The following is a 15338-nucleotide window of genomic DNA, read 5'->3' on the forward strand; positions in this document are numbered from 1 at the left end:
CATTGGGTGTGTGGTGGGGGCGGCGTCAGGCCGCGGCCCCGGCCTGTTCAGTTTGTTGGCCCTGTGCTTCCAGGAGCCGGTGCCGGTCCGCACGGCGTTGTTCCTGCCGGTCCGGATCCGGCACGGGTGAGGCCAGCAGCAGGCGCTGGGTATAAGGGTGTTCAGGGTCCCTGGTGACAATGTCCGCGGGCCCTTGTTCCACGATCTCCCCGCGGTACATCACGGCCACGCGGTGGCTGATGTGCCGGACCACGTCCAGGTCGTGGGAGACGAACAGGTAGGAGACGCCGGTGTCCTTCTGGATCTGCAGGAACAAGTCCAGGACGCGGGCCTGGGTTGAGAGGTCCAGCGCGCTGACCGGTTCATCGCAGACGATCAGTTTGGGCGACAACGCCAGGGCCCGGGCAATTGCGACGCGCTGCCTCTGGCCGCCGCTGAATTCCCGCGGGAGCCGGTGGATGGCGTCGGAGGGCAGTCCAACCTGGTCCAGCAGTTCCTTGACACGTTTCCTGGCGGCAGCGGATTCCATCCCTTGGACACCCAGCGGCTCCGCGAGGATGTCGCCGATTTCCAGCGCCGGGTTCAGGGAGGTGTAGGGGTCCTGGAACACCACCTGCAGGTCCCGGCTCAGCGTCCGGCGCTCCTTGCGTCCGGCGTTGCTGATGTCGTTGCCCTCGAAGATGATCCTGCCCTGGGTGACGGGTGCCAGGCCCAGGACAGCACGGCCCAGGGTGGTCTTGCCGGAGCCGGACTCCCCCACCAGGCCGAGCGTTTCGCCCTGACCGATGGTGATGTTGATGTCTGTCAGGGCGCGGAAAGGCTTGGCCCGGAACCTCTTGCTGGGGTATTCAACCACGAGGTTTTCCACTGATAGCAGAGGGGAATTCTGTTGCGAGCTCATGCGACGGGTTCCTTTTCTGCGGCTGGATCCTGCCCGGCTGGATGGGCCGTGGTGTGGTGGGGAACGGGGCCTTCCGGCGGGGAAACAAGCATGGTCATGGGAGTTTTTCCTTCGAGCATGGATCCCAGCAGGGTCTGGGTGTACTGCTCTTTCGGGCTGCGGAGGATCTCGCGGACGGACCCTTCCTCCACGAGCCGGCCGTTCTGCATGACCACCACGCGGTCGCAGAGGTCGGCCACCACTCCGAAGTTGTGGGTCACCAGGATGACGCCGATGTTCAGGCGCTGCTGCAGCTCGCGCAGCAGGTCCAGCACATCGGCCTGCACGGTGACGTCCAGCGCCGTGGTGGGCTCATCGGCGATCACCAAATCGGGTTCGCAGCTGATGGCGCCGGCAATCAGCACACGCTGGGCCATGCCGCCGGACACTTCGTGCGGGTAGGCCGCAAAGGTCCGTTCAGGGTTGGCAATTCCGACATCGGTCAGCAGCTTCAACGCCCGTTTCCGGGCCTCGGCCTTGGAAATCCCGCGCACGCGGACCATGGGCGTGACCAGCTGATAGCCGATGGTGAACGCCGGATCAAGGTTGCTCATCGGTTCCTGCGGTATGTAGGAAATCCGTTTGCCGCGCAGCTTCGATAGCCTCTCCTGGCTCACGCGGTCCTCCCCCGGGGCAACAGTGTAGTTTCCGTCGAACTGGATGGAGCCGCCCACGATCCGCGCATTGTCCGGCAGCAGTCCCAGGATGGAGAAGGCAGTCTGGGACTTGCCCGAGCCTGATTCGCCCACGATGCCCAGGATCTCGCCGCGGTCCACGTGGAAGGACACGTCGTCCACCACCTTCTTGATGGAGCCGTCCGCCTGCGGATAGCCCACGCCAAGGTGGGTTACCTTGACCAGGTGGTGCTCGGTTCCGGTTTCGACGGCGGCCAGAGACTTACGAGGCTGGCGTGCATTGGCGGGCTCCGCCGTCGTACGTTCCCGGAACGTACCAGCAACGGCAGCCGGCTTCTTGCGGTGCTTGATCTTTTCACCGTCCTCCAGCGCATCGCGGATGGCGTTACCCAACAGGACCAGGCCGCCAATGGTCAGGGCCATTGCGAGGGCCGGCCAGAGCAGCAGCGTGGGCGTCAGGTAGACGTTCTTAAAGCCTTCCGAGAGCATGACGCCCCAGGTTGCCCGGGTGGGATCGCCCAGGCCCAGGAATTCAAGACCGGACTGGATGGCGATGGCTACCCCGGCGATTGCTGCTGTCTGGATGATGATGGGCGCGCGGACCACCGAGAAGATGTGGCGGGCGATGATGCTTAGGTCCGACAGGCCGGAAACACGTGCGGCATCAACGTACAGCTCGTTGCGGACGGACTGCACCGCTGTGCGGGTCAACCGGAAGTAGGACGGACTGATCAGGACGCCGAACGCGATCATCGAGATCCACACGGACGGGCCAAACGCGGCGCGGATGGTGAGCAGCACGATCAGGCCGGGAAGGCTCATGAGGATGCTGACCACCCAGTTGGAGACGGCCTCGAACTTTCCGCTGTAGTAACCGGCGATCAGGCCTGCGGGAAGGCCGATGGCGATGGCCACGCCGGCACACAGCAACGCGGACAGGAGGGTCAGCTGTGCACCGAAGAGCAGGCGGCTCCACGTGTCGCGGCCCGCGCTGTCCGTGCCCAGGATGTTCACGGAGTCAGGGGCGGCCAGGGTCTTGGTGATGTTCGCGAAGTTCTCCTCGAACGGCGCCAGCACCGGTGCGAGGATGGCCAGCAGCGCAATGGACAGGAGAATCGCCAGCGACGCGATGCCGAGGGGGTTCTTGAGGAGGCGTCGCATGACGGTGGAACGGACCACCGTGCCGCTCTGTCCGGCCGGGATGGGCGCGGCTACGGCCGCTGTTTCTACGGAATCGCTCATGACACACGCACTTTCGGGTTGAGCCAACCATTGAGGATGTCCACCAGGAGGTTCACCACGATGACCACCACCACGGTGTACATCACTACGCCCATCACCACGGGAAGGTCTGTCTGGCCGGTGGCGGTGACCGCGAGCGGGCCCATGCCTGGAAGGGCGAAGATCTGCTCGATGATCACCACGCCACCCAGCATGCCGATCAACTGCAGGCTCAAAACGGTGAGGCCTGCGGGGGCGGCACTGCGCAGCACATGCTTGAACAGGATTTCCCGCTCACCGATGCCGCGGCTGCGCAGTGTCCGCACATAGTCGCGCTCGAGTTGCTTGATGACGGCGCTGCGGATTTGCTGCGCACCGCCGGTGACGCCGTTGATCAGCAGGGCGATGACCGGAAGGGTCATGGAGTATACCCAGGCCTCGGGCCCCACCCCGGGAGAGATGGTGCTGGTGGCCGGGAACAAGCCCAGCTGGATGGCCAGGAGGGTCACCAGGAACACACCAATGACGTATCCCGGGATGGAGTCGCCAAGGATGGCACCCACCTGGACCACCCTGTCCACCCAGCCGCGCTTTACTGCTGCGGCAACACCGATCAGTGTTGCGCAGATGGCGATCAGGATCATTGCGGCGAAAACCATGGTCATGGTCACCGGGATACGCGTGGCCAGGGAATTGGCCACGGGTTCGGAGGTGAACCAGGAGGCTCCGAGGTTTCCGCCCAGGGCGTCTGCCAGCCACGTGAAGTAGCGGCTCACGAGGGGCTGGTCGAGTCCCAGCTCCTGTTCCTTCAGGGCCACCTGTTCAGGGGTGGCCTGGTCCCCGAGGATGTTGCGGGCAATGCTGCCGCTGGCGGTGTACAGCAGGGTGAAGGTGAGCGCCGAGACGACGAACAGCACCACCAGCCCGCTGCCCAGCCTTTTCGCAATGAACCTGATCATGGTGTCCTACTTGGCAGGCGAGTAGTTGTAGATGGACGGAACGGCCTGCTGGGCCTGCGGCGTGACCTTCACTTTGTCGTTGTGGTAGTACATCTGGTTTACGCGGAACAGCGGAGCGAACCATGCCTGTTCAACCACGTACTTGTTGACGTCCTGCGCCAGCTTTCCGGCCTCTTCACCACCGGTACGTACGGCCTGGATCTTGGCTTCGAGCTCCGGCGTGGTGTTCTTGAAGGGGTTGTACAAGGCTTTGGTGGAAACGATCTGGTCAATCGCGACCGTGGGTTCGCCCTGGAAGAGGTTGAAGAACAGCGCGTGATACTTCTGGGCCGCAACGTCTGCCGTGAAGGTATTGGTGATCGCGGCACCGGGGTTCAAGGTGATCCCGACATCTGCGAGCTGCTGCTTGAGGACGGAAATCAGGGTTTCAGCACCCGGGAGCGTGGGGACGTCAATGGTCACGTTGCCTTCAAAGCCGGATTCCTTCAGGAGCTGCTTGGCCTTGGCGGGATCGTAGCTGTAGTAGTTTTCCAGCTCTTCGGTCCAGGCGCCGCTGTCCTTGCCGAACGGCTGCGAGGTGGCCGTTCCCTGGCCGAGCATCACCTGGTCCAGGATGGTCTTGCGGTCGAACGCGTAGTTGATGGCCTGGCGGACCTTGACGTTGGCCAGGGCAGGGTTCTTGGTGCCGTCGCGGTCCAGCAGCAGCAAGCCGGACCAGTCAACCTGGTTGGTTTCCAGCTTCATCTTCGCGCCCTCGGCCTGCTTGCCGTTCTTTGGGTCCAGGAGGGTTGCGTCGATCTGGCCGGAGACCAAGGCGTTAGTGCGGGCCGTAAGATCGGTGAGGATTTTGAGGGTCAGCTTTTGGTACTTCTGGAGGTCCTTGTTCCAGTAGTCCTTGCGTGCGTTGAAGACCGTCTGGCTGTCCTTGACGCTAGCGGCTTTGTCCATCACGTACGGACCGGAACCTACGGGCTCGGTCTTGATGGCGTCAGTTCCCAGGGCCTTGGGGCTCCCCATCAGGCCTGCGGCCTGGCTTAGGAAGTATTCGAGGGCCGGTTCTGCGGCGCTGAGGTTGATATCGATGGTGTCAGCGTCCACCACGGCGATGTCGGACACGGAGGCCAACTGGGCCATCTGCGGTCCGTTGGCCTTCTTGAAGTGGTCCAGGTTGGCCTTTGCTGCCTCGGCATCGAACTTGGCGCCGTCGCTGAAGGTAACGTCCGTCCGGAGGTCGACTGTTAGCTTGGTGTTGGTGTCGTTGTACTTCCAGTCGGTGGCCAGCATGGGGCTCAGCTTGCCGTCCGGTTCCCGCAGGATCAGGCTGTCATACGCGGCCTGGTACGGCTGAAGGGCATGGCCAACATGGGCCTGGGCGGGATCCCAGGACGTGATGTCCCGGAGCGTGCCTAGGGTCAGCGCTGTGACCGTGGTTCCTCCGGCGGTGGAACCTGCACCGGCGCCACCGGCGCCGCCACCACCACAAGCGGTGAGTGCCAGCGAGGCGCTCAGTACGATGGCGGTAGCTGCCGCCTTGGGCCCTAACTTCATTGTTGGCTCCTTGAGATTTCTATCAAACGGGACTGAGGAGGGAGGGGATTGTGGCGTGGGCCACATCCACCCCTGTCGAATCAGACTACGCACCACCGCCGGTCTTGGCAACCGGTTGTCGAAATTGTTGCAAAGTTTTCTATGCGCTCAAGCCCCTCTCCGTGCTAGCAACGAATTGAGCGGTAACAATCGGTTGCCGAATGCGGTTAGGAGACGCGAGCAACGGCGTCCGGGTAGCTTTGGCGGTAGACGTCCTTGATGATCCGCAGCGACTTCTCAGCCTCCGCAGGGCTGATCCAAAACGGCTTTGGTTCATCCAGTCGCCGGTAGAAATCACCGATCAGCAGTTCGTGCGAAACACCCCAGTAGGACCTGCCGCCAGTATCACTCGTGCGCTCGGGTATCACCTCCGCGCGTCCGTCCGCATAAGTGACCGCCAGGTCGCCGCGCAGACTCAGGACCGCCTTTTCGGTGACCACTTCGAGTGTTACCGGGGCGTTGTACGCGTGGCCCAGGGTGGCGTAGAAGACACTCCTGGCACCGCTTGTATGTTCGGCAACAAATTCCGCAGTGTCCTCGACCTCGATGGCCTCCCCCAGGAAGCGGGTGGCTGCGTTGCCGCGCACGGCAACAACGTCTCCCACCAGCCATTGGAGCAGGTCCACGGTGTGGATGGCCTGGTTCATCAGGAGCCCGCCCCCGCCGCCTTCCCAGGAGCCGCGCCATGGCCTGCTGTGGTAATACTCCGCGGAGCGCTGCCACATCACACTTGCTGCCGCTCCCAGCACTGCACCGAGTTCGCCGCTGGACAGAAGCGCATGCATGGCTTGCGAGGTTGCGTTGTAACGGTTCTGGAAGCAGACCGCGATCTTCGCCTGCCCCCTCGATGCCGCTTCGACAAGGCGCCGCCCTTCCGACAAAGTGTGCGCCAGCGGCTTTTCCACTATGACGTTGACGCCCCGTTCGAGGCAGTCAGTGGCGATGGAAGCATGCTGGTTGTGCGGCGTGCAGATATGCACGACGTCGGGACGGGCGGACTCGAGCAGGGTTATATGGTCCGCATATCCGGTGACACCGTATAGTTCCGCAGCGGCGGCCAGGCGCTCAGGCTGCGGGTCGCAGACGCCCACCAGCACGGCGCCGTCGAGCTTTGCAATCGCCTCGAAGTGCACAGTGGCAACATCCCCGCAGCCAATCACGGCAGCCCGGACGCTCACGAGAGCTTCACCCCGTTTTTCGCGGTCAGCGCGGCGAAGGCCCGCGCCGCGACGCCGAAGGCTACCGGTCCGGAAAAGCCGCCGAGCTCGTGGGCGCTGGCGAGGTGGGGTTCCAGGGATGCAAAACCGCTGTAGCCGTCAGCCTTGAGGGCTGCGATGGTGGCCTCCAGTTCGCCGTCGCCCTCGCCGGAAGGAACTACTTCACCGGTGGTGGACAACGCGTCCTTGACCTGGAAGTACTCAAGGTAGGGCCGCAGCATGGCATACCCGTCGGTGTATGGCTTCACGCCTACCTGCACGAAGTTGGCGTTGTCCCAGGCGACCCGGAGGGCCGGCGAGTTGACGGATTCCATGATGTCCAGCACGCGCCGCGGGGTGTCGCCGTAGATGTCCTTTTCGTTTTCATGCAGGAGCACGACGCCGGATTCCTCGGCGAGCGCCGCCAGCGCACGCATGCGGACCAGAACGTCGTCGCGGATGTCCTCGGGACCCTGGCCGTCCGCCCGGTAGAACGAGAAGATCCGGATGTACGTGGTGTCCAGGCCCCTGGCCACCGAGATGATCTGGCGCAACCGGTCCAGCTCGTGCTCCACCGGCAGGCTGACATCCACCTTGCCGATGGGACTGGCAACGGCCGAAACCTTCAGGCCCTTGGCATCCAGGATGGACTTAAGGTCGGCTACCTGCGCGGGTGCCAGTTCGGAGACATTTGTTCCCCAGGCACTTCGTACTTCGACGTAGGTGGCACCCAGTGCCAACAGCACCGCAGCCTGGATGGCTGGGTCAGGATCGATTTCATCGCCGAATCCTGAGAGCTGCCAGGCAGTTTGTGTTGCTTGGGTCAATGGAATCTCCTTGCTAGGACCCTCGCGGCAGGGCAGCCTTCGATTCCAGCTACGGCGCGTGGGTGACTTGGTTCACAGAACAGGTGCTCCGGCAAGTCTAGGCATCGCGCCAACTTTTGACAACCGGTTGCCACAACTAGGCAAGCTGTGTCATCCTTGGGTGAATGCAGCTGTGGCAAGGGTCACAGCCTCCCCGTCATTCCGTTCAGAGAGGAGCGCCATGGCGACGCAAGCGGCAGGAACCGACCGCCCTGCCACCATCCACGATATCGCCGCCATGTGCGGTGTGGCCGCCTCCACTGTTTCGCGCGCCCTGTCAACGCCGGACCGCGTGAACATCCGCACGCGGGAGCGCATTCAGGCAGCCGCCGCACAGCTGAACTACCTGCCGAACAGCCAGGCAAAGGCATTGAGCTCCGGTCGCACCGGTGCAGTAGGGGTGCTTGTCCCTGACATCACTAACCCCTTCTATTTCGACCTGATCCGCGGAACGCAGCTCCAGCTCAAGGCCGCAGGTTACACCCAGCTGCTGGTGGACACAGAGGAGTCAGATGAGGTGGAGGCCAGCACGCTGGAACAGTTGCGCAAAACTGCCGACGGCGTCATCGTCGCCGCGTCCCGGCTCACCGATGACGCGCTGTTGGCCGCTGCGGTTAAGGCTCCCCTGGTCACCATCAACCGTGACGTGGCAGGTGTTCCGGCCGTCATCATTGATACCCCGTCCGCCACCAGCCAGGCGCTTGACCATCTGATTTCGTTGGGCCACACCCGGGTGGCCTACATCGCCGGGCCGTTGACCTCCCAATCCAGCGAGCGGCGCTGGACTGCCCTGTCCGAGGCGGCCCAAGACCGCGGCGTGGAGGTGCGCAGCCTGGGACCGTTCGCACCAAAGACCCAATCGGGGGCGGCTGCCGCCGATGCCGCCGTGCACAGCGGCGTCACTGCCTGCATCGCCTTCAACGATCTTATTGCCATCGGTATGCTCCAGCGCCTGCGGGAACGCGGGATCCGGGTACCGGAGGAGATGAGCATCGTAGGGTGCGACGACATTTTCGGCGCAGACTTCTGCAATCCCCCGCTGACCACCATGGCTTCACCGATTGAACAGGCCGGCAGGGTGGCAGTGTCCATGCTGCTGGCCAAACTCAACCCGCTGGCCGGAGGTGGCATCCGCACCCGGTCGGTGATGCCAACGCACCTCACCGTACGCGGTTCCACGGCCGCAGCGCCCACCCCATCGATTGCTCCCTAGGAGCTTCCTCTAACGGTCAAGAGGGCAGGGGCCCGGACCGCCGACCAAAGAAACCCCGGCGGCGCCTGCCGCCGGGGTCTCCCAGAGTTGGTGTTAGAGCCGGTCCGTTTTGTCGTCGCCCTTGTGGCCTGCTCCGCGCAGGTTCTCCTGGACCTTGCCGAACAGGTCCTTGATGGTGGTCTCCGCGTTGCTGATTACGTCCACCGGCACGTACACATCATGCGTGATGGGCAGGTCGTATTCGTCCTTCAGGTGCGTGCCGTTCCCCACCCCGGTGAGGGACAGGTAGACCATGGCCTCGGTCCGGGCGATCCCGGCAAGCTTGCCTAAGACGATGGTGAACTCATTGGGCTGGAAGCTGATGGTCTGGCCGATGTGGCTGCGGCCAAGTTCACCAGCGGGTACAGCCTTTTCCGACTGGCTTCCGGTGTATTCCATAACTACTCCTCAGGGTCGCCGACAACTACGCCTGCAGTCTAGCCCGGCGCCAATCGCCCGGTACACCTCCCCGGCGCGGCCAAAGAACAGTTGGTGCTGTGCACAAAGTACCGGCACCGGGCGTGGCCACTCCTCCATTGAGCGGTACTGCACCCGGACGGTTTGATGGAGGGACCGGCACACCGGCCGGACGGCTCCAGACTCCAACAAACCACAGAAAGAAGCGTGACTTCGATGATGAACCGCGTCAAAGGACCCGGCCGCTGGGAAGACGTGCAGGTGGGCGACCCCGTGGAATTGAGCAGGAATGGTTGGCCTGAGTACTCCGGCATGGTGGATGACCGAACGGCAGACGGGGAGGTGGTCTGGGTCAGGACGCCGGTAGGAGGCCGGCGACTCTTCCACATCTCCGACGGCTACGACCTCGCGGCAGCAGGGTCTTAACAGGCTTGGGTGCAGCGCTGCGGGCTGCAAGACTTGGTCCACACCAGCAGTAACACCTCCAGGAGCCTGCCATGACAGCAAACCAGTTCCCTTCCACGAGCTCCAACAGGCTGACTGGCCTCCTGGGCATTGAGGCTCCGGTGGTCCTGGGCCCCTTCGGCGGCGTCTCCTCCGTGGCTCTCGCGGCGGCGGTGAGCGACGGTGGCGGCCTGGGTTCCTTCGGCCTGTACGGGTACGACGGCGATGCCATCCGAAAGACGGCGGCCGAACTTCGCGCGGCGACGGGCAAGCCGTTCGCCCTGAATCTCTGGGTTCCCAACGGCACCGAAACCAGCGCCATCCCCCAAGAAGACTTCCACAGATATACCGCCGCCCTGAAGCCGTACTTTGAGGAACTGGGCATTCCCCTCCCGGATATGCCGGCACGGTACATGCCCGATTACGGCGAACAGGTGGAAGCGACGCTGGAGGCGCGTCCCGCCGTCGTCAGCTTTGTTTTTGGCGTCCCCGGCGAGGACGTCGTGGAGGAAGCACACCGCAGCGGCATGAAGGTGCTGGGCACTGCCACCACCGTTGCCGAAGCAGTGGCGCTGGAGGCAGGCGGCGTTGACGCCGTGGTGGCAAGCGGCATGGAGTCCGGCGGCCACCGGGTGTCCTTCCTGGAACCCGCCGAGGAGTCGCTGGTGGGTACGTTCGCCCTGGTCCCCCAAGTGGCCGACGCCGTGTCCGTTCCGGTCATTGCTGCCGGTGGCGTCGCTGACCGCCGCGGTGTTGCTGCCGCCATGGCGCTGGGCGCGGACGGGGTGCAGGTGGGAACGGCCTTCCTGGCCACCCGGGAATCCGCTGCCGTGCCCGCTTACCGGGAGATGCTACATAGCCCTTCCGCCGCCCGCACCGTACTGACCCGAGCCCTCAGCGGCAGGCTGGCCCGCGGCATTCCCAACCGAATCATCGCCGAGATCGAAAAATCCGGCACAAGAGCCCCGTTCCCGGTACAGAACTGGCTGACAGGCCGGTTCCGGCCGCAGGCTGCCGGCCGGGGAAATACGGACCTGATGTCCCTGTGGGCCGGCCAGTCGGCGCCGCTGCTCCGGTACAACACCGCAGCAGACGTGCTTGCAGAGCTGCTGGCAGGAGCCGGACGGGCGCGGAACCACCGGTAGAATCTGAACCATATCTGACCGGCGGCGCCCGCCCGCGCATGTTCCGGAACCGGGGAGGGAGCATCCGTGCAAACGCAGCGCCCCCGCGCCCCTTTCCATTTCCTGCGCGCGTCCGCCGTGGCCACTGCCATCCTGACGCTCGCCTCCGGCGCCCACCTGGCCGGCGGCGGGGAACTGCCAGCCTCCCCCATCCTGCTGGCCGTCCTGGCACTGACCACGCTCGGCAGCGCCGGCGCCACCCGCCTGAAGCTGGGATTTCCCGCCATGGCAGCCCTGCTCGGCGGCGGGCAGCTGGTGCTGCATGAGCTCTTCACGGCCGTTGGTTCTCCCGTCTCAACGGTTGCGCCGGCAGCCACACCACACAGTGGCCACCTCGCCGGAGCTGACGTACTGTCCCCGGTAGCGGCGCACATGCATGCCGCGGAAACCGCATCAGGAAACTTGATGCTGGCCGCCCACGCCCTCGCAACCCTGGCTTGTGCGCTCCTGCTCGCCAAGGGCGAGGAAGCCCTGTGGGCACTCGCCGCCTGGCTGCGGCCGCTGGCATTCCTGCCCCGTGCGGTGGCGCCCGACGCCGTCCCGCCGGCCCTGGTTTCCTTTCCCGCCGCTGCTGCACCCTTGCCTCCCTGGCGGAACCTCCGGCAGGACAGCCGCCGCGGCCCGCCACCCGCCGTCGTGCTTTCCCGCTAGAACTGTCCCCGGCGTTACCGCCGGCGGCATCCCGTACTTTGCGCGCCTGTTCCGGTTTCCCGGCGGCGCGCCTGAAAGGCAAGCTCATGAACACACCAGTACTTCGCCGCGCCCTGCAAGCAACCGCCACCGCCGGAGGAGCTGCGGCCCTGCTGCTCTCCGTTGCGGGCGGGGCGTCCGCCCACGTCGGCGTAACGCCTGACAAGACCGATGCCAACTCGTACGCCCTGCTCACCTTCGCGATTCCGCACGGCTGCGACACTTCAGGGACCACCAAGGTAGCCATCACTCTGCCGCAGGAACTCAACGATGCCCAGCCCACGGTCAACCCCAACTGGACCGTGGAGAAAGTTACCGAACAGCTCGCCGAGCCCAGGAAGCTGGCTGACGGCACCTCCATCACCAAGCGGACCAGCCAGGTCGTGTACACCGCCAAGGTGCCCCTGGCCCACGAACTGCGCGATGCCCTGGTGCTCTCGGTGAAGCTCCCCGACGCGGCGGGAAGCACGCTGCACTTCCCCACCCTCCAAAGCTGCGAAACCGGGCAGACGGACTGGTCGGAGATCGCCAATGACGGCCAGGACCCGCATACGTTGAAGGCTCCGGCGCCCTCGATCACCATCACTGCGGCGGCCGGCAGCGAACACGGAGATACTGCTGCGGCCCCGCACCCGCCTTCCGGCGCCTCCCCGTCCGCCACTTCCCCATCCACTGAACAGGCCTCCGTGACCGACGGCGGGGCGGACACCCGCAGCTGGGCCGGCCTGGCAGCGGGCATCGGCGGGCTGATGCTCGGCGGCGCTGCGTTCTTCCGCGGCGGTGCGCGCCCCACGGCGCCGGCGGATCCGGAAGGCAGCTAGGCGCATGCTTTGGTGCCCGGATCATCACGATCCGGGCATCAAATGGCCGCGCCACCTCGCCGGATCGTTGACGCGGCCCACCGCTGCGGCGAAGGTGGTGCCATGAGGTCTCAGCGAATTTCACACGGGTTTGTTATTACGACGGCGGCAGCGGCCGCCGCACTGCTGCTCAGCGGGTGCGGCCCCAGCCAGCCGCAGTCACAGTCCACCACGACGCCCGGCAGCGGTTCTGCCAGCCCGGGCACAACCTCCGCATCGCCCACCCAGTCCGTGACGCCGTCGGATTCGCCGTCGGCAGTGACCCCTTCCACCGCTCCTCCGGCAGCACCGGCCCTCTGCAAGGCTGCCGGCCTCTCCGCGGCCACGGATGCCTCCGGCGGCGGTGCCGCCGGCAGTGTCTACATGAAGCTCAACCTCACCAATTCCGGTACCGAACCCTGTGTCCTTCGGGGTTTCGCCGGCGTTTCCCTGACCGCTGATGCAACCAGCGCCCCCATCGGGGCACCGGCCGTCCGCGACGAGGCCACCGCGCCCACCGACGTCCTGCTGGCGCCCGGCCAGACCGGCTCGGCCGTCCTGCGCTACACGCAGGCAGGAAATTATCCCGACTGCACCATGGTGGACGCGGCAGGCTACCGGGTCTACCCGCCGGAGGACACGGCGTCGCTGTTCCTGCCCCAGCCCACCAAGGCCTGCAGCAACGCGGAAATCACTCTGCTGACCATCGGTGCATTCCAGCCGGCGTAGGAGCCTGGACGAGAGGGCAATTCTTCCGCGACCACAGAAAATTCTTCGTCACCAGGGAAGACTGCAGGCGGTCCGGCAAGATGCCGGGCCGCCTGCAGTGTTGTCCGCCCTTGGGCGCTGTGTCGGTGCGCTGGGTTCCTGGTGGCTGTGTTCCTAGTGGGCCGTGGTGGTGCGGCCTGCACGTGCAGTGCCGCGGGAAAGTGCCAGGCCCAGGCCGATCATTGCCACGCCCAGGACAAAGTGCAGCCAGTTGTCTGCGGTGTTCACCGGGACAAAGTTGGCCGGGGTGTCATGGCCGATCAGCAGGCCGTAGAGCCAGAGGACCAGGTAGATGGCGCCGCCCACGATCAGGTAGTTCCTCGACTGTGCTGCGTTGCGGGCCAAGGCGATGCCGGCCGCCCCAAACAGCAGGTGGACGATGTTGTGAAGTACTGATACCTGGAAGATGCCCAGGAGCAGGGCTTCGGACCCGTGCCCGGCGAATCCCAGGGATTCATAGTTGCTGGTGATGCCCGGGATGAAGCCCAGGACGCCCACCAGGAGGAACACTGCGCCCACTGCGAGCGCTGCTTTCTGGATGTTTGTACGGCCTACGGTGCGACCGTCCGAACTCATGCTTGTCATGATTACTCCTGTTGTGGTTCACGTTCACATCATGGCTGCCGGGTTGGGCCTGACGCTAGACTTAAACACCGACATCATAAGTATACTTAGCAACTAGGGCACGCATAGATCAGGGTCCATAACGGACCCATCACAAAAGGCCCACTGGGCCCGGACCAAAGGCAGGCTGAACTGGGATGACGTCGATTTGGTTGGACCGCCGGGAAGCATTCGCTTCCGATCCTTTCGAGCCCGGAAGCAGTTACGACACCGTGGTGGCCGGGGCCGGGCTCACCGGCCTGGTGACCGCGCTCCTGCTGGCCCGTTCCGGGCAGAACGTCCTGGTGCTGGAAGCACGGTTCCCCGGTGCGGTGACCACCGGGAACACCACGGCCAAAGTGACGTTGCTGCAGGGTACTTTCCTGTCCCAACTTTCCCGCCAGTATTCGCAGAAACAGGTGCAGGCGTACGTGGACGGCAACCGGGAAGGCCAGGCCTGGCTCCTGCGGTACCTTGATGAGCACAACGTCCCCTACCAGACCCGTGATGCCTACACGTACGCGGCCTCCGCGCAGGGAACGGAGAAACTCCGGGAGGAAGTCAGCGCCGCCAGCACTGCGGGCTTGGACGTGGAATACGTGCGCGATGCCGGGCTGCCGTTCCCCGTGCACGGCGCCGTACGCCTCGCCGACCAGGCGCAGATCCATCCCATAGACGTGCTGGACACTCTGGTGTCCGACCTCCGCAGCCGCGGCGGGTCTGTGGTGGGCGGGGTCCGCCTGCAGGATGTCACCGGGAGCGGCCCCACCACCATCCACACGGACCGCGGCACCGTTACTGCGAACCAAGTAGTGCTGGCCACCGGGATTCCCGTGCTGGACCGCGGCCTGTATTTCGCCAAACTTAAGCCGAGCCGGTCCTACGCCGCAGCCCTCCAACTGCAGGAGGACCAGGCCCCGCCCCCGGGAATGTACATCTCCGTGGAGCAGCCCACGCACTCGCTCCGGGATTTCGAGGCGGACGGCCGCAGGCTGCTGCTGGTGGGCGGGCACGGCCACCATGTGGGCCGGGCAAAGTCCGAGAAACACCACCTGGGGAGCCTCCTGGACTGGGCCGCCCAGCAGTACCCCGGCTCAACGGTCACCCACACGTGGTCGGCGCAGGACTACATGGCCGTCAACCTCATGCCCTTCTTCGGCAAGCTGCCCCGCGGCAAAGGCCACGTCTACTTCGGCACGGGCTACAACAAGTGGGGCATGACCAACGCGGTTGCCGCTTCTTTGGGCATTGCGGCGGACATCCTCGGCGGGAACGTGCCATGGGCGGACACCATCCATCACCGCATGACGTCCCCGTCAGGCGCCTTCTCGGCCGTGTCCCTCAACGCCGGCGTGGCCGCCAAGCTGGCTTCCGGCTGGGGGCAGCTTGCCGCTGAAGGAGTCAGGACCGAAAGTGCCAAGGTCCTGAAAAGGGACAAGGACCAGTTGCCCGCACCGGCCGCCCCTGTTGTTCCCGAGGAGGGCCAAGGGCACGTGTACCGTGAGGGCACCCGCCCCGTTGCGGTATCCACCGTGAACGGGACCACCTGCAAGTTGTCCGCCGTTTGCACCCACCTGGGCGGCATCGTGCACTGGAACGACAACGAACAGACCTGGGACTGCCCACTCCATGGCTCCCGCTTCAGCAACGAGGGACAGCTGCTTGAGGGCCCGGCCACCAAGAACCTGCCCGCTGCAGGAAAGGGTTGAACGGCCGGTCACAGGGCCAGCGCCATGA

The 15338-nt window shown here is 64.9% G+C and carries 15 protein-coding genes; 7 read left to right on the forward strand and 8 right to left on the reverse strand.

Annotated features, from left to right (window positions below; translation table 11 throughout):
* Positions 1-25: 25 nt before the first annotated feature.
* The 6 genes from AC5RVY_RS05995 to AC5RVY_RS06020 form a co-directional block, all read right to left on the reverse strand.
* On the reverse strand, positions 26-901 hold the full coding sequence (locus AC5RVY_RS05995) for an ATP-binding cassette domain-containing protein (protein WP_493953806.1): 876 nt from the start codon (positions 899-901) through the stop codon (positions 26-28).
* Positions 898-2817: a dipeptide/oligopeptide/nickel ABC transporter permease/ATP-binding protein gene (locus AC5RVY_RS06000; protein WP_493953807.1), complete on the reverse strand. Its 1920-nt coding sequence runs from the start codon at positions 2815-2817 to the stop codon at positions 898-900. The genes AC5RVY_RS05995 and AC5RVY_RS06000 overlap by 4 nt, the downstream gene beginning before the upstream one ends.
* Complete coding sequence (locus tag AC5RVY_RS06005; protein ID WP_493953808.1) at positions 2814-3755, reverse strand: ABC transporter permease; 942 nt, start codon at positions 3753-3755, stop codon at positions 2814-2816. Before AC5RVY_RS06005 ends, AC5RVY_RS06000 begins: the two co-directional genes overlap by 4 nt.
* A gap of 6 nt (positions 3756-3761) precedes the next feature.
* Complete coding sequence (locus tag AC5RVY_RS06010; RefSeq protein ID WP_493953809.1) at positions 3762-5303, reverse strand: ABC transporter substrate-binding protein; 1542 nt, start codon at positions 5301-5303, stop codon at positions 3762-3764.
* Between the two features lie 206 nt (positions 5304-5509).
* Positions 5510-6520: a Gfo/Idh/MocA family protein gene (locus AC5RVY_RS06015; protein ID WP_493953810.1), complete on the reverse strand. Its 1011-nt coding sequence runs from the start codon at positions 6518-6520 to the stop codon at positions 5510-5512.
* Complete coding sequence (locus AC5RVY_RS06020) at positions 6517-7365, reverse strand: sugar phosphate isomerase/epimerase family protein (protein WP_493953811.1); 849 nt, start codon at positions 7363-7365, stop codon at positions 6517-6519. The genes AC5RVY_RS06015 and AC5RVY_RS06020 overlap by 4 nt, the downstream gene beginning before the upstream one ends.
* 220 nt (positions 7366-7585) lie before the next feature.
* Here AC5RVY_RS06020 and AC5RVY_RS06025 point away from each other — a divergent pair, with 220 nt between their 5' ends.
* Entirely contained in the window at positions 7586-8617 is a 1032-nt protein-coding gene (locus tag AC5RVY_RS06025) for a LacI family DNA-binding transcriptional regulator (protein ID WP_493953812.1), read from the forward strand.
* 93 nt (positions 8618-8710) lie between these two features.
* On the opposite strand, the gene AC5RVY_RS06030 is transcribed toward AC5RVY_RS06025, so the two are convergent.
* Positions 8711-9055 (reverse strand): hypothetical protein, encoded by a 345-nt coding sequence (locus AC5RVY_RS06030; RefSeq protein WP_493953813.1) that lies wholly within the window; start codon positions 9053-9055, stop codon positions 8711-8713.
* Between the two features lie 234 nt (positions 9056-9289).
* Between AC5RVY_RS06030 and AC5RVY_RS06035 the strand changes: the two genes are divergently transcribed.
* The 5 genes from AC5RVY_RS06035 (at position 9290) to AC5RVY_RS06055 (ending at position 12959) form a co-directional block, all read left to right on the forward strand.
* On the forward strand, positions 9290-9499 hold the full coding sequence (locus tag AC5RVY_RS06035) for a hypothetical protein (RefSeq protein ID WP_493954257.1): 210 nt from the start codon (positions 9290-9292) through the stop codon (positions 9497-9499).
* Positions 9500-9570: 71 nt separating this feature from the next.
* Positions 9571-10662 carry an NAD(P)H-dependent flavin oxidoreductase gene (locus AC5RVY_RS06040; protein WP_493953814.1) on the forward strand — a complete coding sequence of 364 codons (1092 nt, stop codon included), beginning with the start codon at positions 9571-9573 and terminating at the stop codon, positions 10660-10662.
* Between the two features lie 66 nt (positions 10663-10728).
* Positions 10729-11352: a hypothetical protein gene (locus tag AC5RVY_RS06045; protein WP_493953815.1), complete on the forward strand. Its 624-nt coding sequence runs from the start codon at positions 10729-10731 to the stop codon at positions 11350-11352.
* An 86-nt stretch (positions 11353-11438) separates the two neighbouring features.
* On the forward strand, positions 11439-12212 hold the full coding sequence (locus tag AC5RVY_RS06050; protein WP_493953816.1) for a YcnI family copper-binding membrane protein: 774 nt from the start codon (positions 11439-11441) through the stop codon (positions 12210-12212).
* A 102-nt stretch (positions 12213-12314) separates the two neighbouring features.
* Positions 12315-12959 carry a DUF4232 domain-containing protein gene (locus AC5RVY_RS06055; RefSeq protein WP_493953817.1) on the forward strand — a complete coding sequence of 215 codons (645 nt, stop codon included), beginning with the start codon at positions 12315-12317 and terminating at the stop codon, positions 12957-12959.
* A gap of 153 nt (positions 12960-13112) precedes the next feature.
* Here AC5RVY_RS06055 and AC5RVY_RS06060 read toward each other — a convergent pair whose 3' ends face one another.
* Entirely contained in the window at positions 13113-13583 is a 471-nt protein-coding gene (locus tag AC5RVY_RS06060) for a DUF4383 domain-containing protein (protein ID WP_493953818.1), read from the reverse strand.
* Positions 13584-13759: 176 nt separating this feature from the next.
* On the opposite strand from AC5RVY_RS06060, the gene AC5RVY_RS06065 reads away from it, so the two are divergent.
* On the forward strand, positions 13760-15310 hold the full coding sequence (locus AC5RVY_RS06065) for an FAD-dependent oxidoreductase (protein ID WP_493953819.1): 1551 nt from the start codon (positions 13760-13762) through the stop codon (positions 15308-15310).
* Positions 15311-15338 lie beyond the last annotated feature (28 nt).

It is taken from the genome of Arthrobacter sp. Ha26 (assembly GCF_059091705.1).